The organism is Flavobacterium lindanitolerans (assembly GCF_002846575.1).
Lineage (GTDB): Bacteria > Bacteroidota > Bacteroidia > Flavobacteriales > Flavobacteriaceae > Flavobacterium > Flavobacterium lindanitolerans.
The window spans coordinates 341,380-364,500 of the sequence record NZ_PJND01000008.1 but is presented as its reverse complement, the minus strand read 5'-3'; the positions used below and the strand labels follow the sequence as shown (position 1 = coordinate 364,500).

At 40.0% G+C, this 23,121-nt stretch carries 16 protein-coding genes; 2 read left to right on the top strand and 14 right to left on the bottom strand.

Going from position 1 to position 23,121, the window contains the following annotated elements:
- Positions 1 to 29: 29 nt before the first annotated feature.
- The 5 genes from B0G92_RS11500 to B0G92_RS11480 all read right to left on the bottom strand — a co-directional run bounded on the left by B0G92_RS11500 (position 30) and on the right by B0G92_RS11480 (position 10,862).
- Positions 30 to 1,679, bottom strand: coding sequence for a glycoside hydrolase family 16 protein (locus B0G92_RS11500; protein ID WP_101472294.1), 1,650 nt, complete (start codon positions 1,677 to 1,679; stop codon positions 30 to 32).
- Positions 1,680 to 1,684: 5 nt separating this feature from the next.
- Positions 1,685 to 3,241, bottom strand: a complete 1,557-nt coding sequence (locus B0G92_RS11495; protein ID WP_101472293.1) for a PKD domain-containing protein — start codon at positions 3,239 to 3,241, stop codon at positions 1,685 to 1,687.
- Between the two features lie 12 nt (positions 3,242 to 3,253).
- Positions 3,254 to 4,729, bottom strand: a complete 1,476-nt coding sequence (locus B0G92_RS11490) for a RagB/SusD family nutrient uptake outer membrane protein (protein WP_101472474.1) — start codon at positions 4,727 to 4,729, stop codon at positions 3,254 to 3,256.
- Between the two features lie 12 nt (positions 4,730 to 4,741).
- Positions 4,742 to 7,807, bottom strand: coding sequence for a SusC/RagA family TonB-linked outer membrane protein (locus tag B0G92_RS11485; protein WP_056065734.1), 3,066 nt, complete (start codon positions 7,805 to 7,807; stop codon positions 4,742 to 4,744).
- Positions 7,808 to 8,060: 253 nt separating this feature from the next.
- Entirely contained in the window at positions 8,061 to 10,862 is a 2,802-nt protein-coding gene (locus B0G92_RS11480) for a triple tyrosine motif-containing protein (RefSeq protein ID WP_281254383.1), read from the bottom strand.
- 135 nt (positions 10,863 to 10,997) lie between these two features.
- On the opposite strand from B0G92_RS11480, the gene B0G92_RS11475 reads away from it, so the two are divergent.
- Positions 10,998 to 11,429 carry a lipocalin family protein gene (locus B0G92_RS11475; RefSeq protein ID WP_143395025.1) on the top strand — a complete coding sequence of 144 codons (432 nt, stop codon included), beginning with the start codon at positions 10,998 to 11,000 and terminating at the stop codon, positions 11,427 to 11,429.
- Between the two features lie 54 nt (positions 11,430 to 11,483).
- Here B0G92_RS11475 and B0G92_RS11470 read toward each other — a convergent pair whose 3' ends face one another.
- From B0G92_RS11470 to prmA, 3 genes are read right to left on the bottom strand one after another with little or no spacing between them, the layout of a single operon-like run.
- Positions 11,484 to 11,960 carry a DUF1572 family protein gene (locus B0G92_RS11470; protein WP_101472291.1) on the bottom strand — a complete coding sequence of 159 codons (477 nt, stop codon included), beginning with the start codon at positions 11,958 to 11,960 and terminating at the stop codon, positions 11,484 to 11,486.
- A 21-nt stretch (positions 11,961 to 11,981) separates the two neighbouring features.
- On the bottom strand, positions 11,982 to 12,257 hold the full coding sequence (locus B0G92_RS11465) for an ATP-dependent Clp protease adaptor ClpS (RefSeq protein WP_056065742.1): 276 nt from the start codon (positions 12,255 to 12,257) through the stop codon (positions 11,982 to 11,984).
- Between the two features lie 14 nt (positions 12,258 to 12,271).
- Positions 12,272 to 13,105 (bottom strand): 50S ribosomal protein L11 methyltransferase, encoded by an 834-nt coding sequence (prmA, locus tag B0G92_RS11460; RefSeq protein ID WP_101472290.1) that lies wholly within the window; start codon positions 13,103 to 13,105, stop codon positions 12,272 to 12,274.
- A gap of 178 nt (positions 13,106 to 13,283) precedes the next feature.
- Here prmA and B0G92_RS11455 point away from each other — a divergent pair, with 178 nt between their 5' ends.
- On the top strand, positions 13,284 to 14,501 hold the full coding sequence (locus tag B0G92_RS11455; RefSeq protein ID WP_101472289.1) for a porin: 1,218 nt from the start codon (positions 13,284 to 13,286) through the stop codon (positions 14,499 to 14,501).
- A gap of 265 nt (positions 14,502 to 14,766) precedes the next feature.
- On the opposite strand, the gene B0G92_RS11450 is transcribed toward B0G92_RS11455, so the two are convergent.
- The 6 genes from B0G92_RS11450 to B0G92_RS11420 all read right to left on the bottom strand — a co-directional run bounded on the left by B0G92_RS11450 (position 14,767) and on the right by B0G92_RS11420 (position 23,049).
- A complete protein-coding gene (locus tag B0G92_RS11450) occupies positions 14,767 to 18,714 on the bottom strand; it encodes a choice-of-anchor I family protein (protein WP_245867829.1) in 3,948 nt (1,315 codons plus the stop codon).
- Positions 18,715 to 18,909: 195 nt separating this feature from the next.
- Positions 18,910 to 19,662 carry a triose-phosphate isomerase gene (tpiA, locus tag B0G92_RS11440; protein WP_056065756.1) on the bottom strand — a complete coding sequence of 251 codons (753 nt, stop codon included), beginning with the start codon at positions 19,660 to 19,662 and terminating at the stop codon, positions 18,910 to 18,912.
- Positions 19,662 to 20,159, bottom strand: a complete 498-nt coding sequence (locus B0G92_RS11435) for a TlpA family protein disulfide reductase (protein WP_101472288.1) — start codon at positions 20,157 to 20,159, stop codon at positions 19,662 to 19,664. Before B0G92_RS11435 ends, tpiA begins: the two co-directional genes overlap by 1 nt.
- A gap of 109 nt (positions 20,160 to 20,268) precedes the next feature.
- Positions 20,269 to 21,345 carry an ABC transporter permease gene (locus B0G92_RS11430; protein WP_101472287.1) on the bottom strand — a complete coding sequence of 359 codons (1,077 nt, stop codon included), beginning with the start codon at positions 21,343 to 21,345 and terminating at the stop codon, positions 20,269 to 20,271.
- Between the two features lie 6 nt (positions 21,346 to 21,351).
- A complete protein-coding gene (locus tag B0G92_RS11425; protein ID WP_101472286.1) occupies positions 21,352 to 22,449 on the bottom strand; it encodes a MauE/DoxX family redox-associated membrane protein in 1,098 nt (365 codons plus the stop codon).
- Positions 22,450 to 22,506: 57 nt separating this feature from the next.
- A complete protein-coding gene (locus B0G92_RS11420) occupies positions 22,507 to 23,049 on the bottom strand; it encodes a DUF1599 domain-containing protein (RefSeq protein WP_056065768.1) in 543 nt (180 codons plus the stop codon).
- Between the last annotated feature and the right edge of the window lie 72 nt (positions 23,050 to 23,121).

Genomic DNA, 23,121 nt, shown 5'->3' with positions numbered 1-23,121 from the left:
CCTCCCTGATTAGAAGCGTAAGAGTTGGATTACTGGTAGACTCTTACGTAATCGACTTCCATTGCAGATTGAGTAAATGCAGGGTCGACAGTTCCGCCAAAGGTTCCTCCCATAGCCACATTCAGTATCAGGAAGAAATCACTGTTGAATGGGGTAGAGGCCGAGTTTACAAATGAGTGGTAAGCCGGCTGGTCGTCAATATAGAATTTAATTGACGTTGGACTCCATATCACTTTATATATGTGGAATTCTGATGAGACATTGCTGGCCGTTGTGGTTCCGGTATCGGCATTTCCGCCAGAACGTCCCGGATAGTGTAGGGTTCCGTGTATTGTGTTAGGTGAATTGCCTTTGTGTTCCATGATATCAATTTCTCCGCAAGCCGGCCAGATATTGGTAGCGTAGTTCTCACCAAGTGCCCATATAGCAGGCCATGTTCCTCCGCCCGAAGGCAATTTGGCTCTTACTTCAACCTTACCGTATTTGAACTCAAATTTGTTTTCTGTAACCAATCGGGCAGAAGTATAGTTGGAACCGGAGAAATTCTCTGCTTTAGCAATGATTTTCAATACGCCTCCCTGAACAACCGCATTGTCCAGTCTGTCAGTATAATGTTGCAACTCACTGTTGCCCCATCCGCCGGCGCCAAGATTGTAAGACCATTTTGTAGGGTCTGGTGCGCCGTCAACATTAAATTCATCACTCCAAACCATATTGGTGTAATCCGGGTCATTTCCGCCTCCCTGAACCGGTGGCTGGTTACTGAAAGTATGATACCAGGCTAAGGCAGGATTGCCTCCCATAACAGCTCTTACAACCAATTTGCTATCTGTAAGCTCCATGATTTCATAAGTACTTTGTCCGATGTAGTACCCCATAAATCCATTGTCAGAGAAGGTCATCGATGTACCACGTTTTTTATCTGCCGGTACCAGCGATTCACTAGGACTTAGGGCAACTGTTTTGACACCGCTGGTATTGTAGTTCAGGCAAAGGTCTGAGCCTCCTGAACCACCTCCAACACCTAAGAATGCAGCATTAAAGAAGGTCTTACCGCCATTATTTAATTCATATTTCAAAACGCCGTTTTCTACGAAGAAACGAAGTTCATTGTCATACAGACAGCTACTGTCCGGAGAACCTGCTTTTTCAAAAGGAGCCGCAGCATAGTAGTTAGGATAGAAGTTTTTCGTAATATCCCCGTCATTTTGACCAACACCCAAATGGCCCGGTACGGCTGCAGCCCAATACCATTTCTTGGAGCTTCCGTTTGTTAAAAGCGTGATGGCTTCCGGGTCTGAGAAATTACTGAATACGGTAACTTCAAATGAGGTATTACTGGCTGTTCCGCCTTTTCCGAAAGCAACTACATTAACGGTGTAGGTGTTTACTCCGTTGCGGGTAAAGGTTTTGGTGTAAACCCCACCCGGAGCATTTTGGGATGTTCCGTCACTGAAAAGATATTTGAAGCTGACAGCATTATCTGCGGTTGCTTTTAATATTACTTTTCCGGAACCGTCTCCATCCGGATGTTCTGCATCTTTACCTACGATTTCATAGGTTAATTCTATATTTTTTGGAGCATCGAGACTGCCAAAAGTCTTGTCGTCATCCTGGCAGCTGCTGACCATAGCTAGCAGCAGGGCTAATTTTCCGATATTTTTTAGTATGTTTTTCATCCCTTTTAATTTGAAAGTTTGACGTCGTCAAAGTAGTAGGTTGCCCCGGTACCGTTGGTTCCGAAATCAAAGAAGAGCACTACATTCTGATAGGCATTATTAGTATTGATTCCTGTGAAATCATAGGTCAGTTCTTCCCAACCGTTAGCAACAGTTGTTGTAACCGGAAGTTCGATGTTGATGTTTGTATTTGTCGAATTCTCGAGTTTCAACAGTACCGGTATTCCTGCCTGAGGCGACCATACTTTGATTTTTATTTTATGGTATACTGAGAAATCGATTGGCTCTGTAAGCGTAATTGCTGTTCCGGCCCAAACTTCTGCCCCGGCATTTTTCACGACACGGGCAACATTTGCCGTGGTGTTTATTCCTGAAGGGTTAGGATTGGTAACTTTTGTGGCAAAAGCACCTCCAAAATCCCCAAATCCATAATTGATTGTGGAAGATTCAAATGTCAATGGCAGTGTTTTAGGTTCATCACCGTTTGTCAGGTAAATATCATCAAAGTAATAGCTTGCTCCGTTACCCGGGTTTCCAAAGTCAAAAAACAGGATGACTTTTGAATACGATTGTGAGGTGTTGACTCCTGAAAAATCGTAGGTAAGATATTGCCACGCATTCGCTACTGTAGTAACCTGGTCCACTTCATGGTTGATTCCGGCATCTGTAAGGTTTTCTATTTTCAGCTTCACAACAGCGCCTACCTGAGGCGACCATACTTTGATTCTGAATTTGTTTAAAGTTGAGAAGTCAATCGGATTATCTAAAACCATAGTAGTTCCTCCCCAGGTTTCTGCTCCGTTGTTTTTTACTGTTCTTCCTACTTTAGAGCTTAGGTTGATTCCTGAAACATCCGGGTTATTTACTTTGCTGGTAGTAACGTTTCCAAAATCGCTAAAAGAATAGTTCAATGCTGCGTTTTCAAAAGTTAAGGGTAGCAAGATAGGGTTGGAGATAATCACGTTTTCAGTATAGGTTGTAGTAGCAACACCACCACTGTAGGCCGTTACTGTTACGGTATACGTACCCGTGTTGGCATAAGTATGCGTTACAGCAGGGTCGCCCTGCATGAATTGTACAGGCTCCTGTTGCGGGTCTTCACCAAAAGTGACTGCAAAGAAAGTTTCATAATCGGCAGAAGCTGTGACGCCTATGGAAAAGGAATCTCCAACTACCGGAGTGATAGTTACATCCAGATTTTCAGGAGCCCTGAAGGCAACCGTTAAAGGAAGTTCAACCTCGCTTGTAAGTCCGTTGATGGCTGTCGCTACAATTTTCACATTGTATTGGCCTTCTGCGTAAGTGTGGTCTACAGTTCCTCCAACATTAACTTCTGCCGGCTCTGCCGTAGCATCGCCAAAATAGACATCATACTTAACCAGTCCTTCACCTCTTGGCGCGATGGTTACCAATCCGGAGTTGTCCTGTGTGATGGTAAACAATGCTGAGAGGTTGGTTGGTGCTGGTGCGTTTGTAACAGAATCAAGGCTCGTATCGTCGCCGGAACATCCTATAAGGATTGTCAGCAACACTAAGCTTATTATTGATTTGAATTTTTTCATAAGTCTTAAATTTTAGTATCCGGGATTTTGCTGCCAGTTTCCGGCTGAAAACTGAATTTCTTCGAAAGGAATAGGGAAGACTTCATTTTTGTCAGCAGTAAAGCCGTCGATTTCAATTGCTGCCCTTCCGGTTCTTACAAGGTCAAAGAAACGGTGTCCTTCGCCCATAAGTTCTCTTCTTCTTTCCTGCCATATCAGTGAAGTAAGCGTTGTTCCGGTTCCGTTGATATCATGGTTGGTATCTCCAAAGGCACGTCTTCTTACCTGGTTAAGGTAGAATCTTGCTTTTGTATCGTCAATTCCGCCTCTGTTAAAGGCTTCTGCTGCCATCAAAAGCACATCAGCATAACGGATAGCTCTGTAATTGTTTGGGTTGGTCAGGTTCAAGTCTCCGGCTGCATTGGCACTTCGGGTTCTTGGAATGTATTTTTTGTTAAAATATCCTGTATGCTTGTAGCCTACACCGTAGGTAGCCCCTGTTGCTGTAGCCCAGGCTGCAATATCCAAAATTGCAACATCTTTTCTCAGGTCGCCTGCTTCGTAAATGTCTACCGCTTCCTGTGTTGGCACATTAAAGCTGTATCCTGATGAAAATCTTGGTCCGGAATAATTTCTTGGACCGTTGAATCCTACGGCAACGTTTCCTTCACTACATTGAAGACATTCGAATCCTGCACCTTCAACATCAGTATACTGTATTTCAAAAACAGATTCAACCCCGTTTTCCTGTGCTTCTTCAAAAATAGTATCGTAGTTTGAGATTAGTGAATAGCCTCCGGTTACCGTAATCAGATTTTCCAATGTCTGGGCAGCCAAATCAAATTTGTCCTGATAGAGGTATACTTTTCCTAATAAAGCCTGAGCCGCACCTTTTGTAACACGTCCCACCTGTGGAGCAGTCGGACTTAAATCGGCAATGGCCAAAATCAGGTCATTTTCAATAGAAGCGTATACTTCTGCTTTTGATGACCTTGGAATGGTCTTTTCATCACCCAGTTTAAATCGTGCATCCTGTTTCAATGGAATACCTCCAAACCATTTTACCAATTCAAACTGAAAATAGGCTCTCAGGAAACGGGCTTCCGCAATAATCTGAGGTTTGTTAGGGAAATCAGTCTTGTCTTTGAATTCCATGATGTAGCTGGCTCTGTTGACTCCTGCAAACATCCAGTCCCATATGTTTTTTACGTTGGCATTCACAGGCGTATGTATCATTTCGTCTACCTGCTGGAATCCGATAACGTCATTCGCACTTTCTCCACCGGACAACGTATTGTCTGAAGCAATTTCGCCCAACAAAACATTCACATAGGTAGATTGTAATATATCGTAAGCAGCTATCAGCGCATTGTGATATTCCTGCTCATTATTGAAATAATTGTCTGCCCCAATAGAATAGGGAACTTCCCTGTCAATAAAATCATCTCCGCAAGAAACGGTAGTGAGGAGCGTTAGTGCCATAAAGGCTGTGATTATATTCTTTTTCATTTTTGTCATCAATTAAAAATTAACATTTACACCAAACAAATACGTTCTTGGTATTGGGTAGAACCCATTGTCAACACCACCGCCAATCGGATTTCCATTTGAAGCTCCAGGGTCATAACCCATATACTTTGTAAAAGTGTAAAGGTTGTTAACGCCGGTATAAATTCTCAATTTGGATATTCCTGCCTTTTCTGTAAAGGCTGAATTTATCGTATAGCCTAATTGTACATTCTGGATTCTCAAATACGAAGCATCTTCAACAAAATAGTCAGAGAATACATTGTTGGCTGTAGCCGCCGTAGTTACTCTGGGAACGCTGTTGGTTGAGCCTTCGCCTGTCCATCTGCCTAATGTATAGTTCATTCTGTTAACGTCATTCTGGGTTCTTTCATAAGCTCTTACCATGTCGTTTCCGATAGATGCGAAAGCATAAGCAGTGAAATCAAAACCTTTGTAGTTCAGGCTGAAGTTCAGTCCCATTGTCACGTCCGGAATTGGACTTCCCAGGTCAGTTCTGTCATTAGCATCGATTTTGTTATCGCCATTGACGTCTACAAAACGCAGGTCACCCGGTTTTGCTTCTGCTCCTAAAGCCAGTTGTGACGGATGCGCGTCAACTTCATCCTGATTCTGGAAAATACCGTTGGTTTTATAACCGTAGAAGTATCCCATTTCGTGACCAACCTGCATTCTTGAAGTTAGGGTGCTTGTTCCGAAGAGACCACCTTCAATAAATCCGGTGCCGTTATTGACTTCAGTGACTTCGTTCTTTAGTGTGGTAACATTATAGTTGATGTTGAAAGAGAAGTTGTCTGATACCTGCTCTCTATAGTTTATTGCAAATTCAAAACCTTTGTTTCTAACACTTCCGGCATTGATTACAGGCGAAGATGCTCCAGGAGCTGCAATACCTGTTATGGCACTAATAGGCACATTTACAATCAGAAGGTCTTTTCGGGTATCGATAAAATAATCGGTAGCGATTTCAACTTTATTGTTGAATAGGCGGAAATCCAAACCTACATCGAATTTTCTGGCCTCTTCCCATTTAACATCCGGATTGGCCAGTAATCCAATAGCATTTCCGTTAACGAGCTGACCGTTAAAGATGTAAGTGGCTTCGCCACCCAATAATGAGATATAAGCATTTGATTTAATCTGGTCGTTACCAAGGGTTCCGTAACTTCCTCTTAATTTCAGGAAATTGATAGTTTTTGATTCAGGAAAGAAGCTTTCGTCAGAAATCACCCAGCCCGCCGTGAAAGAAGGGAAATAAGCTACACGATTGGAAGGTCCGAATTTGGTAGACAAATCTCTACGAATCATGGCAGATAATAAATATTTACCTTTATAATCGTATTGCAATCTTCCGAAATGTGATAATCTTCTTTCGTCATAAGCATAGGAACCTGCTGCTTTTCTGTCAACATAACCAGTTGTCAGAGAAATATCGGCAAATTGCCATGAATTGTTTGGTACGTCAAATCCGGTTGCGTTCAATCCGTTTCCATATTCTTTAAAAACGGTTGTACCGGCTGTTAGTGCAAAATTGTGGTTTTCGGCCAATGTCTTTTTATAAGTTGCAAATAAATCAAACGTATAGCTGTTGTCATTGACTGCACTTTGGTCTACGCTGCTTCGCGGATTGTTAAAGACTTTTCCCGGACCATAATTGATAAGCTTATTAAAGGTTTTTCCTTCGCTGTTTGACGTTTCAAAACCAATACGGCCCGTAACAGTCAAATCTTTAATTACGTCATATTCCAAAGCAAAGGAACCGCTAACTCTTTTAAGGTTATAGGAATTAAAAGTGTTTTCAATCTGTGCTAATGGGTTAATAACCTCAAAACCGATATTACTACCCGGAATATTCACATCGCCGCTTGGCAATAGGGTAAGATTTCCGTTCTGGTCATAAGGCTTATAGATGGAAGGTGTGTTAATTGCATTAAATAAAACCGAACCCAAAGCATTTTCGTTGAAAGTTCGTGAACTGGTATACAGGTACATTACGTTTGCTTTGGCTCTTAATTTGTCTGTCAGGTCAGCATTAAGGTTCAAACGCGCTGTATTTCTCAAGAAATTGGATTTATAGCCGCCAATGATACCGCCCTGATCTAAATGCGAGCCGCTAATGTTGTAGGTAACTTTGTCTGAACCACCGCTGGCCGAAAGGTCGTGGCTAACGATTGGTACTCCGGTGTCAAAAACCTCGTCCTGCCAATCGGTTCCTTTTCCAAGTGCAGAAACATTAGGAAATGGTAGCGGACTGCCCGCATTGGCATAGCTTTCATTCAATAACAGTCCGTATTCTGTTGCATTTAATAATGGAAGTTTTCTGCTGGTTTCCTGTGAACCCATGTAAGTGTTGTAGGAAATTCTTGTTTTTGAGTTTTTCTTCCCTGTTTTGGTAGTGATGAGGATAACACCATTGGCACCAATAGTTCCGTAAATGGCTGCCTGTGCATCTTTCAATACGGTAAGGCTTTCAATATCATTCGGATTCAGCAATCCGATATCTTTAATGATGTTACCGTCTACTATAAAGGTTGGTCTGTTTTCACCGTTTGTGGCGATACCCCTGATTCTGACATCAAGATTTCCGCCGGGTCTTCCGGATTGTGTAGTTACATTCACTCCGGAAACAGTTCCCTGTAAAGCCTGTTCGATTTTCACCGGACGCAAATCTTCAAGATTTTTGCTGCTTACAACTCCAACAGCTCCTGTTACTTCTCTTTTGGTTTGGCTTCCGTAACCAATCACCACAACTTCTTCGAGTGATTCCGCATCAGGATTCAGTGTTACCGTGATTGTTTCGTTTTTAGTTACCTTGAATTCATATTTAGTGAATCCAACGTAGCTAAATACTAAAGTAGCACCCGATGGAACGCCGGAAATCTGAAAGTTTCCATCTAAATCCGCTATTGTTTGTAATGTCCCGTTTTTTACGACGACAGTTGCTCCAGGTAGTGGCAGTCCTGTTTGAGCTTCAGTTACCTTACCACTTATTTCATACTCCTGCGAATAGCAGAAAGATGAAATCAGGAGGAAAGCAATGAGGAAAAAGTTTGACTTCATATATTTTGTTTTTTGTGATATCTAAAATTAGGAAGTCTTGTTTGAGAATATGGCAAATAGAACCACAACAAAAAATATACAATTCAAAAAAATATGACTTTAATTTCGTTATTGACAAAAAGAAACGAGCATTAACAGTAATTTAAGAGATTTTTAAACTTTCGCTAACACCTTCGTTCTTACTGCTAAAAAGCCAATTACAACGTTGTTGTTGTGGTAATGTATAGGTAAATTTACTGTTTGTTGTGGTTTGTTATATCGAAAGTATATACTCTACAAGTCCATCTTCGTGCGATAAATCCATTTTTTTGCGCAAACGATATCGTTTTATCTCAACACTTCGTACAGAAATGTTAAGTAAAGGGGCAATTTCTTTTGAAGAAAGATTTAACCGGAGGTAGGCACAAAGTCTCAGGTCGTTTGGCGTTAAGGAAGGATGTAGGTTTTTAACTTTTTTCAGGAAATCCTTATCAGCATTATTAAATGCATCCTTGAAAATATTCCAGGTGTCTTCTTCGCTTATGTTTTTGTTGATAGTGGTAATGACAGACTTGATATTCCTGTTTCCTTCTTCCGAAGTTCTTTTCAGGTCTTCCTTAATGAGACTTAACAATTCGTTCTTTTTGATGAGGCTCATTGTAGAAGCCGCCAGTTCACGGTTTTTGCTTTCAAAGTCCTGTTCAAGCTGCTGGTTTTTGATTTTCATCAGTTCCTGCTGGCTTTCCAGTTCCTTGATTTCGAGTAATCGGTTATTTTCTTCGATTAGTTTTTCCTTTTGCCTGTGGTAGTAATTTTTATAGGCACGGTTAATGAAATAGGCCATCACAATAAAAATGATGATGTAGATAATAACGGCCAGGGTAGTCCTGTACCAGGGCTTTAGGATAGTAAACGTATAAGAAATGGTGTTTTCAGACAATTCGCTGCCTATTTTGGCACGAACCTTAAAAGTATAATCACCGGGTGGAAGATTTTTAAAATTTATGGTTGGCTTATTGCTCCACTCACTCCATTGGTCCTGATAGTTTTCAAGAAGAAACTGGTATTCTGCATTAATATATTTATTGAATTCAGGAACCGTATATGAAAAGGTAATATTGTTGTCGGCAAATTTAAAGTCGGAATGCCCGTCTATCAACGCATGCCTTGGACTTTCATTGGACTTGTTGACCATAATGCCCGACATGAAAATTTTGTATTTGCTGAATTTCAGGTCATCAATATTGATGGTATAATAACCGTCTGTAGTCCCGATTAGGTAAACAGAATCAGAAATCTGGGTAATGTTTTCATAACCCAGCATTGAGTTAGTAAGGGAAGACGGTATAGGAATAATATTGTGCTTAAGCTGGCTGCTCAATTTTCCGTAAGAAAAATAATTGATGTAATTTTTAGTGAAGAACCACAGCCTGTTTGAATTATCGACCATCAATTTGCCCGATGTATAACCGTCTTTTTCAAAAACACGGCTTAAAACCGTATCCTTTTCAAATTTCTTTGTTTTTGGATCAAGTTTAAAAATACCGCTTTTATAGGAGTAGTAAATACTGCCGTTAAATTCTGTCAGTCCGGCATTTTTCCCTTTTGTTGGATAGGAATAGGTGATGAATTCCTTTGTTTTTCGCAGGTCGCGGTCAACCTGAAAACGGAAAACACCTTTGTATTCATGGCTTACATATATTTCAAAGTTTTTCGTAATCTCGAAATGTTTAGAGGAGTAGTCAAAGCCCTCTATTTTGTTTCTGAAAATCCATTGTCCGTTTTTGTTTTCGATGACAGAAACTCCGTAATAATTGCCCTGAAGCAATAAATCTTCCCGACCCGGTACATTTTCAAACTTCCAGGTTCCGGAAGTAATAAAAATAGAGTTTGCCGTGTTTCCATTAACGATAAATGTACCGGAATCATGGCCGCAGAACAAAGTGCCTTTATAAGAATAGAGCGTCCAGACCTGCCCTTTGGTGCCATTTATGAATTTGAAATCTTCTGCCGAACCGTAATTTTTATAAAATAATCCCTGATTGGTCCCTACATATAATTTTCCATCGTGGAGAATGGAAGTATAGACGGTGCCCAATATTCCGGTATCGTCTGCAAAAGAACGCACGGGCGAATTGATATTGATGCAATTGATTCCGTTATCGAGTCCAATCCAGATATTATGGTCATGGTCTTCAAAAATAGAAAGTGCCGTGTTATTGCTTAATCCTTTGTTTTGGGTAATATGATACAACATTTTTCCCTCTTTGGAGATGATAAATATGCCATTGGAAACGCTACCCAGGGCAAAGCTTCCGTCTGAAAGAATTTGGCTGCTGTAAATACTGCTGGCAGAAAGGTCTGCATCTGCTTCGGTATGCCATTTTTCGAACCGGGCGTTGGAATAGGTGTAAAAACCGTTGAACTGCGTTTGTAATAACAAGCTGCCATTTCGGGAAAAAATGTTTACGATTTTATTTTTTAACAGGACCGGGTCATTGGAAATCAGTTTGCCTTCGCCATTTTCAATTTCAAAAAGACCTTCTGTGTAGGTTTGGTAATAGATAGCATCATTAACTTTAAAAGCTCTTGAAATGGCTCCTTTCGGAGAAATAATCTTGAATTTGGAGGTTTTGGTATCGTATAAAAAAATCTGGTTGAGCGATTGGAAGATGACCCATTGGTCATAATCAATGATATTCCAAATCTGTTCATCGTCCAGCATTTTGTCTATTATGGGTTTGCTTAGCGAAGTATATTTTAATAAGCCGTCTTTTTTCCTCTCCCAATAACCAAACTCCATATAGCAACCTGTGTAAATCCTGTTATTGATGGATTTTGCTGACCGGATAATGGTTTCGTTTGGCGATGGATAAAGTGTCCAGTTGGCACCATTGAATTCCAGGAGTCCTTCATTATTGGCAAAGTAGATAAACTGGTTACTGTCCTGGGTTATCATCCAGTTTTGGTTGCCTGCTCCATACATGTTGGAGGCATATTTCAGAATAGGAGGGAGTTCCTGAGAAAAACCCAGAAAATAACTGAACAGGACTAATAGGAGTAATTTTTTCGACAAAATGTGTTGGGGTTAGGTTTTAGTATTACGAATATACGATTTGAAATGAAAACTTTGCAAGCCTCTTTTGGATGTATTGCCACTATATCACAATTTTTAGCCGGTTTTTTAGTTATATTTTCAAAACACAACCCTATGAGAAAGAATAAAATTTTGTTTTGCATGACTGCCGTTACAGGCTTATTATTCGCATCCTGTAATTCAGATGATGGTGGTTTCGAAAGAACTATTGTTGGTAAATGGAATTATAACAAAACTATCGTAACAACAGGAAATGGCACTCCGACTGACCAAAGTTATGTTGGTCATGAAAACGGCTGTGAAAAAGACCACGTTGAGTTTAAAGAAGGAGGCGTTTTCCGAAATGTTTTGATGAACAAAGACCAGAACAATGCCTGTGTAGAAGACGCCAGCCAGTCGACATGGGCTAAAAATGGGAATACACTAACGATTGGGACAGATACGTATCAGGTTACAAAATTAAACGGCTCAGAATTGCGGTATGAAAATACGGTTGACGTGAGTGGCGTTCCGGTGAAAGTCGTAAAAGTTTTTACCAAAAACTGATTAGATAAAAAAAGGCTCCCATCGGGAGCCTTTTTTTATCTAATCAGGCGAGGTTTAGACTCGACTATTTTGAATAATTTTTTTTATTAAAACAATTTGTCCTAAATGGTAATAAGAATGCTCAATCATTGCGTCAATATTTCTCAAATAAGTTCCATATTTTTCGTCGACAAAAGGTTCATTTAGTTTTTCCTTATCCAAATTTTCAATCAATTGCGCAAATTCTTTAGAATCATCCCAAAATTTTACAATAAAATTTTTCCACTCCTGTTGGGAATTAATGTCAGGAAAATCAAAACTGTATTTGTCGCTTATTTCTAAATGTCCGCCAAGAAATACATTTTTTACTCCATTTATATAGTAATGGATATGCTGAGCAAGAATAGCAATCGTATTCAGATTTTGAAATTTTGCAGTAGCAATTTCCCAATCTAAATCGTCTAATTCATTTTTAAAATTGGTATTTGCAATCCAGGTACCATTTAAAATTACTTCGCGAAATCTGTTGGCAAGTTTGGTTGGACTACTCATCTCTTGGACAACTTGTTTTATTTAAACTATCTCAGCGCTTAGTCCGGCTTCTAACAACTGGGTACACTGTGGTTTCAATTCGTCCAGCGAACCGGTTTTCACTGTACATTTTCCTTTATAATGCACAATGATGGAACATTGCTCTGCTTGCTCGGAAGTATGATTGCAGACACGTATCAGCGTATCGATAACATGGTCAAAGGTATTCACATCGTCATTATAAAGAATAATTTCATTGTTTAAGGAAGTCAGTTCTTCAACCAGTACTTCTTCTAAAATTTTTTCTTTAGTACTCATATTCAAAATTTTGTCTAATTTACGTATTTCAGGGCCACCCAGTTGTTTTTTTGATGTTTTTTAACATAGGTCAGTCCTTTTTCTGTGCATGAAGCATCAATCACCGGTATGTCTTCTTCATAGAAGCCGCTTAGGAATAAAGTTCCTCCGGGATTCAGGCAGTCTACATATTGCTGCATGTCTTCCAACAATATATTTCGGTTGATATTGGCAATAATTACATCATAATTGCGTCCTGCAAGTAAAGCGGCATCACCTTCATAAACGGTAATGTGTTTGCAATTGTTGCGCTCGGCATTTTCAATAGAGTTTAAGTAACACCAATTGTCAATGTCTATTGCATCAATAGGTTGTGCACCTTTCATTTCAGCCAAAATGGCTAAAATTGCCGTTCCGCAGCCCATGTCCAACGTTTTCTTTCCCGCTACATCCGTTTCAAGCAGATGCTGAATCATCATGTGTGTTGTTTCGTGATGCCCGGTACCAAAAGACATCTTAGGTTCGATAACGATATCATATTGGGCATCCGTTTTTTCATGAAATGGGGCACGTACATGACAAATTCCATCAACATCAATTGCTTCGAAATTCTTTTCCCATTCTTCATTCCAGTTTACCTGTTCAATTTCTTCTATCGTATAGCTTACGGTAAATTCAGGTGAAGTCAATATAAAAATATCCTCAAGGACATCTTTGGTCCAAAGTGCTTTCTGGATATAAGCCGTAACTCCGAATTCAGTCTCGATAAAGCTTTCAAAAGGTTTTTCGCCCAATTCAGCTACAAGAATTTCCGAACCCAGTTCTTTTGGTTCTACTTTGAAGTGATATCCAAGATAGGTATTTGCCATAACATAAAATTTTTGCAAAGGTAATATTATCGTAACATTCGGCGGTTAAAATTAATATTAAGTTTGCGCTATGATAACGTATGTGTATTTTTACACAAAGAAAAATAATATTTGTGTCCTAAGTGTTTCCAAAATGTGAATTTACCTTTGTCGAAAATTATACCAATCAAAACTTAAAATGAAGAAAATTTTTCCTCTCTTTCTATTGTTCTTAGGACTGTCTGCACAAGCACAGGACATTAAAGTTACTACAAAAGACAATGACCTGAAACTTCCCACCTTACCCTATTATAATTTCGGTCGCGGTTTGGGATTAACGTCTCCCGACAGCCTTTTCCAACTGAATATCCGTTTCAGGATGCAGAACAGGGTAACATATATACAGAATGAAGGGGAAGATGCGGCTTATGACGGGCAAATCAGACGATTGAGATTGCGTTTTGACGGTTATGTAGGAAACCCGAAATTCCTGTATGCCTTACAGCTATCCTTTGCTCCGGGCGATGTTGGTGAAATTGAAGAAGGTGAAAACATTAATATTATCCGTGATGCGGTAGTCTATTACAGGCCTAACAAAAGCTGGAGTTTTAGTTTTGGGCAGACCAAACTTCCGGGAAACAGGCAAAGGGTTAACTCATCCGGAGGTTTGCAACTAACGGACCGTTCTATCAATAATGCAAAGTTTACTATTGACAGGGATTTTGGGTTCCAGGCTCATTATCTGAATGATTATGCCGAAAAGTTCTCTTATAATGTTAAGACAGCCGTTAGTACCGGTGAAGGAAGAAACTGGACAAAAAGCAACGACAATGGCGTAGCTCTTACCGGAAAAGTAGAAATTCTCCCATTTGGAGCTTTTACAAAAGACGGTGTTTATTTTGAAGGCGATATTGCCCGTGAGAAAAAGCCAAAACTGATGCTTTCTGCGGCTTTCCAGCAAAACAACCACGCCCGAAGAACGCAAGGACAATTGGGTGACGACTTGTTTGAACAGCGAACCATGAAATCAGTCATGTTGGATGCCATCGTAAAATATGACGGTTGGGCCGCCATGTCAAGCTATATGTCAAGAACTGCCAATAATCCGGTTACGGTGAATCCCGAAGATGTTCAGGACATAAAGTATGTATTTGTCGGAAGCGGAATGGACTACCAATTGAGTTATCTTTTCCCAACCAATTATGAAATTATTGGAAGATTCTCTACACAAAAAGTACATGATGATATCAGACAATATGCACCTAATGCAAAACAATACAGCATTGGTCTTACAAAATATATCTGGGAACATGCTTTTAAATTACAAGGAGAGCTGACACTCGACGATCTGAATTATTTTGACGGAAGAACTAAACAAAACTGGTATTTGAGATTTCAGATAGAAATAGGAATTTAAGAATAAAAAATATATAGTTAATAAGCTGGCTCAAAATGTAGAAGCCAGCTTTTTTAATTCTAAACCTCATAAAACATAATTTTACTACTATTTTTTTGCGGATCTGCACCTTTGCGTGAACAGCTCGCAAAGGCGCTAAGACGCTAAGAAAAGCCTGTTCGGATATGAATAGGCTTTTTTTATGATACAATCTTATTCGAGTCAGCAAATAAAAAGCCGGTTTCAGGACGAAACCGGCTCTTGAAAAAGGAAGGTAAAAGAAGGATTACTTCACAACAAGTTTCTTTGTAATTCCTTCTGAAGTTTTTACCAGATAAATACCTGATGCGAATGATGAAGTATCTATTGTCAGGGCTTGTTTTGCCTTGTGAATTGATTTTCCTGTATAATCGAAAACTTCGATATCAGCTATTCTGTTAAAGTATACGATTCCGTCAACTGCCGGATTCGGGAACAATACGAACGTTTTAGGTTCATTTTCGAATCCAGGTACAGAAAGGTTTTCTGTGTTTATTTCAAACAAAGTCAACGTACCGCTGATTTCATTAGCTACTACAATATAATCTTTATTGGTAGGGCTGTTTGCTGCTTTGATATACGTAATGCCTTCCGGACCGTGGTCACCGGCATAAGCAGAAACGCTGCGGCTGTTTTTATAATCTACGAATTTCACGTCGTTTGGATTGGTAACATCATATACCATAACACCACCAATTCTTTCCAGGCCAATAAAAGCAAAAGTTTTTCCTGCAATTTCAGCAAGCGTAACACCTTCCGGTTCCGGACCTTTGGCTCGGCTTCTTCCTTTTGGTGTGTTATCTTCGTGATCGGCATTAAAGATAGGATTGATAGATGGTGTAAAAGCAGTATACATTTCAAAATCGTCACCGCTGTCAAAAACAAGCTGTTTGGTATCTGTATTAAAGATTGAGAAGGAACGTCCTCCCAAAGCATAAATTTGCTCAAAATCGGCATCAGCATCTGTATTGCCTGAAAAGGCGGACACTCTGAATCGACCTGCATTATAGCTTTCTTTTAGTATAGCTGCCTGTGGATAAGCAACAGCATCCAATCCGTAACCTGACGCTCCGATAGTAATACGCTCAACGAATCCTGTGTATTCTTTTTCGTCACCTTCATTAGCGGTTACGATATAATTAGTACCTCCGGCAGCATACGTAGCTATTCCATCCGGCTGGTAGAATGATTTTATTGGCCAGTTAGCAATCAGGATTTGTCCGTTATTATCAGAAATATCGGCTCCGTTTCCAACTACACTCATGTCTTTTGTGCCTAATGCCCAAATAGAAGTGTACGTATTGTTTGTCAGGTTAATTTCAGCTATAGCGTTGTTTTCCTGTAAGGCAACCCAGGCTTTTTGAGAATCAGCACTAATAGTGATATATTCCGGCTCAAGGTCTTGTGATAGTGTGCTCGATGCTTTTAATTTTCTGACACCACTAGCAATAAGAGCTGATTCCTGACTGTTGAACTGCGTAAACAGCATCGTAGTTACGTTAGATTGCGAAAGAGAAGCAATACCGCCAGAAATGTCAATTACGCTTACAGAACCTTCCGGGTCAACGGAATAATCAGCATTAGGCTGTCCTTCGTTAGCCGTTAGTACTTTTGTGCCGTCCGGTGTGAACGTAATCATATCAGGAAGTGCACCAACCGTAACCTGTTTCTGGAAAACACCGTCAGTATTGAAAAACACTACAGAACCGTTTAATGCTTCGTTTGCATTTGGTGATGCTACGGCAACAACTCCGTTTTTAACGGCAACACTGGTCACACCTCCATAAGGATTCATGTTGATGGAGTTCACTACCGTCAAGGCTGTTGGATTTGAGAAATCAATAATGTCAAGATAACCTGCCACGGCACTGGTTGTGAACAATCTTTGGGAAGCAGGGTCGTGTACTACAATTTCGCAAGTGCTGCTATTGGTTCCTGACGGGTCAAAACTTCCAATATAATTTAACTGTATATCGTTGTTCGGAACTTTTGCAGTTCTGTCGTTATCCTTGATATAGATGGTAGCCATCGGATTTCCGGTAATCGTATATCCAACAGGGTTTTCAAGGCTCAATACGAAATATTCTGCCTGCTGTTCCGGAGTTGAATCGTCAATAATCGGAATCTGAATTGTCTGTGCCAAAGTGCTGGCAGAAGTAAAGTTTAATGTTCTTGTAGTGAACGTAAAATCATTGGAATCAGCTGTACTGAACGGAGCCGATTTTACAACCAGGTCAACAGAACCCGTTGCTGCAGCAGCAAGATTGACAACAAAATTTAAAACTCCGGCATCTTCATTAACAGTAATAAAATTAGAAGCCAATGATAAGGTAGCATTAAAGCTAAAGTTGTAAGTATAAGGACAAGCCATAGCAATACCGAAAGCATCCTGGATATTGCTGATGACTAATGCATAATTTGTAGCAGGAGCAAAAGGAACTGAGAAAGTTAAAGTAGCAATGTTGTTTGATACGTTAACCGAACTAAGGTTAGCAACTCCGGTATAATTAGCAACGTTAGAAGCCGAAGCAACATTCAGGTTGGCGTTAAATGTAATCTGAAGAGTAGTGTTGTTTATTACAACAGCATTCTGTACCTGTAAGGAACTTGGGAAATTCCAAACCGGCCACGTTTGAGGGGCTGTACCTCCGGCAATAGCTACCCAATTAGCAGGATTCAGGATTGCTGTTTTTAAAGTAGCTGCAGTTCCGGTCTGTACACCATTATAATAAGCGTTTACTGCATTTCCGGCATCGTTGCCTGGAGCAGTTGAAGTGTTTAGTGCGCTAGTTCCGTCAATCAATCCGGCTGGTAGCATCGATATGCTTCCGCTGCAAGAAGTGTTTGAAGCAGCCCAACCATTTGAACTTAGAGCGGTGATATAATTAGGGGCAGTGGCCGTTCCTGAATACACAATTACCTGGTCGCCACCGGAGCTTAATCCAAAACCAGAACCTGTAACGGTTCCTTTGCTGGCAATTAAAGCAGAGGTTTGGATTTTCACTACAGAACCGGCCGGTATACATTCGTTAGCACCTACAGTCCATACAATTCCGTTTGGACATTGTGGCTGGGTGTTAGCGGTATATTTTGAATCTGTAAAAGTCAGGAAAGTACCCGGAAGTATATCTATAAAAGTAACAAAAGCAACTTCGTCTTCTGTTCCGGAAGCATTCATTCTATAACCCACAAAGGCCAAATCTCCGGCCTGGAATTGAGTTTGTACCGCAATGGTAGTGAATGAGCTTGAAGTAACCGCTGTTACTGCATTACCACTAAGATCTTCTACCGTATTTGGAAGCAAGGCAACATAATACGTCTGGTTATTAGCCAAATTTGAAGTAGGGTTGATCGTGATGGTATTTCCTGAAATAGTAGCATCGAATGGAACTAAAGCTCCTGATACGTTATTCAGACGCAATTCGACCAAAGCATCCACATTCGTATTGTCAATAGCGGCATCATTAACTAATCGGATAGCTTCATTAAAGTTTATGGTAATATTGGCATCTACAGCAATATTGGTACTGGAATTGGCAGGAACATAAGTTACGGTTGGAGCCACAGTATCACCACCACCAAGAGGGCTACCTTCAGCAGTAAAATTGTCAAAACGGTTGTTGCCAACTGTTCCGCCGGCTCCAACTTCGAATTCTACTTTTAATTTGAAATTTTGATTATTGTCTGCTGCTGCAATAGCACTGAAATCTAAGGTTTCTAACGCCGGATTTCCGTTGTTTGGAGCAATGGTAGTAAAAGGAACAAAAGTAGTTCCGTCAACCGTATAGGACCATTTTTGATTTCCGGCCCCGGAACCTGAACGGCGTGTGGCAAATTTTACGATGATGTTTTCATAACCGGTTGTTGGTAATGCAAATTGCAACGCACCGCCAATTGGGTCGTTAAAACGTAAATGTGTACCTGAAGCGTCATTATTTCTGGCATTCAGATTTTGTAGGTCAAAATTTTGTCCGGTTCCTCCGGCAAAGTCAATAGTACTGATTCCTCCTGCAATGGCAGTTAACGAAGCACCGGTAACCAATGTCTGTGTTGGAGTCGTAATAGTGGCTACTGAAGCATTGTTGTTAAAATTCCAATAATGGATAAGGGTTTGCCCATTCATAAATTGGGCTGCAAAAAGGAGAAGAAGCATCTGGAGTACTTTTCCGGTTTTTGAGGTGTAGTTGTGTGACATAAGTATGTAGTTGATTAATTCCGACAAAAGTCACTATGTGGTGTTAATCAGCTATTACTGTCTCATAAAAGAATGTTTAAGAGGTGCTATCCTGATGTTTTATAAATGTTAAGGCATAATGCTGGCGTAATATTGCCTTAATAAAAAAGCCCGAATACGAAATCCGGGCCTTTTTTATGTTAATTTATTTGATGCTTATATAGAAGCGACAATAGCAGCAAAATCAGATGCCTTTAAAGCGGCACCGCCAATCAGTCCGCCATCCACATCAGGCTTGGAGAAAATTTCCTTTGCATTGTCTGGTTTTACGCTACCTCCGTAAAGGATTGAAACTTCTTCAGCAAGCGTAGCGCTGTATTTAGCAGTGATTGTTTCTCTGATAAATTTGTGCATTTCCTGTGCCTGTTCCGGTGTAGCAGTTTCGCCTGTTCCGATAGCCCAAACCGGCTCGTAGGCAAGAATGATATTTTCCCAGTCTTTGGCTTCCAGATGGAACAATCCGTCTCTTAATTGGTTTTCTACAATATTGAAATGGTTTCCGGACTGTCTGTCTTTTAATTCTTCTCCAAAACAGAAAATAACCTGCATGTCATGCTTTAGTGCCGTATTCACTTTTTCAGCAAGAAGGGCATCCGTTTCATGGAAGTAAGCTCTTCTTTCAGAATGTCCTAAAATAACAATGCCTACACCGATACTTCTAAGCATATCGGCAGAAATTTCGCCTGTAAAGGCGCCACTTTCGGCCTGGTGCATATTTTGTGCGGCAACGCCAATGTTGGTAAACTCAAGATGATCAACGGCAGAAGCCAGATTAACGAAAGTAGGAGCTACAATGATATGGGCTTCTACATCGTTTGGAAGTTTATCAATCAGGTCATTTAGTAAATCTTCTGTTTCTTCAGCGTTTTTGTGCATTTTCCAGTTGCCTGCAACAATCTTTTGTCTCATTATTTTAGTTTTTTTAAAGTAGCGTTTATTTTATCAAAATCGGTTTCAATAGCTCTGTAGATAGCAATTTTTCCTTTTTTATCAATGACGATATATCTCGGAATCCAATCCAGATCAATCGCTTTTCCAAATTTACCTTTCATACCGTCCGGAGCCAGGTAATGCTCCCCTTTAAGCTCATGTTTCTCAATTCCGGTTTTCCATTTGTCGGCAGTTTTGTCCATTGAAATAAAGATGTAATCTGTCGTTGGACTTTTTTCCTGCATATCTTTGACTTTCGGCATCGCCTTAACACAGTCACCGCACCAGGAAGCCCAAACATCTATTACAAGAGTTTTTCCTTTGTGTTTGTTCAATATTTCCTTAAAGGATATTTCTTTTCCGTCTAATGTCTGTAATTTTTCAGTCAGTGCTTCCGGAGAAAATTCGCTTTTTTGTGCTTTAGAACAAGAAATGGTTCCTAAAACGACAAGAAGTGATAAGAATATTTTTTTCATTGTTTTTTTCTTAATGTGATAAGCAAATATACTACTAAGTTTTCAGAAAGATTTATTAAATATTTTACCCTGGCAGGGTTCAGAACCCTGCCAGGGTTGGTAATAAAATTTACTGCAATCGAATCTTCGGGTCTAAATACGCATATACCAGATCTACCAGTATATTAATCACTACAAAAGTTGTAGCAATCACCAATACTGAGCCCATAATTACGGGAAGGTCTAAATTATTTAAAGCCTCTACAATTTCTTTTCCCAAGCCGTTCCAGCCAAATATAAATTCTACGAAAACAGCTCCTGCCAACATCGAAGCAAACCAACCTGAAATAGCCGTTACTACAGGATTCAGTGAGTTTTTGACAGCATGTTTTCTTATAATCTGGAATTCTGACAATCCTTTAGCGCGGGCAGTTCTGATGTAATCCTGTCCAAATGTTTCTAACAGCGAATTACGCATCAGTTGTATCACAACACCTAGAGGACGTATTCCCAAAACAATAGCGGGAAGTACTATGTTTTTCCATTGGATGTAGTGTCCTTCACCAAAATCATCTACCTCATACAAACTTCCGGTCATGTTTAGTCCGGTATATTCGTGCAGCAGGAATCCAAAAAGCCAGGCGAACAAAATGGCGCTGAAAAAGGAGGGAATGCTCATTCCAAGTGTACTTAACAAAGCAATAAGTCGGTCGAGCCAGGTGTCTTTGTAGAGTGCCGAAACTATTCCCAGCAGAATTCCAATTACAATGGCAATAATAATAGCAAATAAAGCCAACAGAAAGGTATTGGGTAACGTATTTCCAATCACATCCGATACTTTTTTTCCGCTTTTCTGGAAACTTTCGCGCAGGTAAGGCGTTTTCAATACGACTTCATTATTTCCAATGGAAAACAAACGCAGGGCATTGTATTTTCCTTCCGTAAGAAATGTATAATCCTCCTGATTTTTGCTGTGGAAAGAAACAGGGGAAAGGTCGTTGAGGTAATATAAATATTGTGTAGAAATAGGCTTGTCAAATCCATATTTCTTCTTGACAATTGCCAATTGTTCTGAATTTTCATTCTGGTCAAGCATCATTCGTGCCGGGTCACCGGGCAATACATTAAATAAAAAGAATATGACTGTGACAACCCCGAAAAGTGTCAGCAGTGCATATCCTATTTTATGTACTAAGTATTTAATCAACGATGCTTATTTTTTAAGCTCTGAATAGCTTTTTTTCAAGACATTCTGCAGTTCAGAACCTACGAATTTCTTTTCGTTGATACCGTCCCATTCTTTGATTTTGTTTCCATTCCAAAGGTAAATGACGCCCGGAGTATCTTTACTGGTACCTAAAAGTTTCCAGAAAGGAATCACTTCCAAAACTTTATACGGATATTCTGTACCTGCAAATTTGAAGAAATCAGGAATTTTTTCAGGTTCTTCGTTCATAAATAAAACAGATACTTCCGGGAAGTTTTTGTTTTTTGCTCTCATTTCGGCCAATTCTTTTGCAACATCGCGGCAATGGTCACAACCCGGAACAAAAAGACAGATTATTTTTTTGCCCTTATCGGCTTTACTGAAATACTGCGCATAACCTGATTTTTGCGGAGCAGGTTCATCGGCTGCTTTAGCTTCTGCTTCAACAACAGGAGTTTCAGCAGTTTTAGTTTCAGCCGCTGGAGCTGTCGCTAAGGAATCGGCAGATTGTGTTGGGAAAGTCTCTAAAGATTCAATAGGCAGGGCAGTAGCATCGTCAATATTGCCCTCTACCGCTTTTGGCTGTATAGGAGCCATCATAAAAATTGCTAGTATACACGCAAGAGTAACAGTTGTCAGTACCCAGAAATTCTTTTTATCTGTAGCTCCTTTTGGTAATAAATACAGCAAATACGCCAGAAGTATTATTGCAATAACATTTTTGATAATAGCTTCAATTGGCGTCATAGGAAGCAGGCTGCCAAAGCAACCGCAGTTTCCGGTATTACCACCATTTTGAATGGTATCAATGGTTAAGTGCGTTGTAAATACGACAAGCATCAATATCGTAGCCGGAATCACCCATTTCTTTAAATAATGCGGCTGAAGCAGTAAAAGCCCCAATGCCAACTCAATTCCAATTAGTATTCTGGAAAAGAAAACAGAAAAATCTTCTGAAAATCCCATCGGATACAGCTGTTTTACTTCAAATGTAGAAATAGCAAAATAAGGGGACGGGTATAATTTAGCTACGGCCGAAATTAGAAATAAGAAAGAAATCAGGATACGGATGGTCCAGGGCAGGTATTTTTTTAAGTTTTCCATGAGTTTAAGTTTTCTCAAAAATAAAGCTAATGCTATATCTAATTTGTTAATGAGTTGTTATTTGGCAAATCCCATCAGAATCAGGGCAAAAACAGAATAGTTAATCATATCCTGATAATTGGCATCAATACCTTCAGAAACAATAGTTTTTCCTTTGTTGTCCTCAATCTGTTTGACGCGCAGTAATTTCTGTAAAATCAAATCGGTTAGGGAACTCACTCTCATATCACGCCAGGCTTCGCCGTAATCATGGTTTTTGGCTTCCATTAAAGCTTTTGTCAAAGCTACCTTTTCATCATAAAGCTGTGTTGCTTTTTCCGTATCCAAATCCGGCTGGTCGACCACACCCAAATCCAATTGGATAAGCGCCATGATAGAATAGTTGATAATACCGATAAATTCTCCCGTTTCATCCTCATCTACTTTACGGACATCGTTTTCCTGAAGGCTTCTGATTCGCTGTGCTTTAATAAAAATCTGGTCGGTTAGCGATGGTAGTCGCAAGATGCGCCACGCACTACCGTAATCCTGCATTTTGTTGATATATAAAGAGCGGCAGATGCCAATGATGCGGTCAAATTCTTGAGAAGTACTATTCATTATTTGGTGTATCTTTGTATGAAATTTGTCCAAAAATAGTGAAAAAAGGTTTAGGGCGAAAAGCAAAAAGCC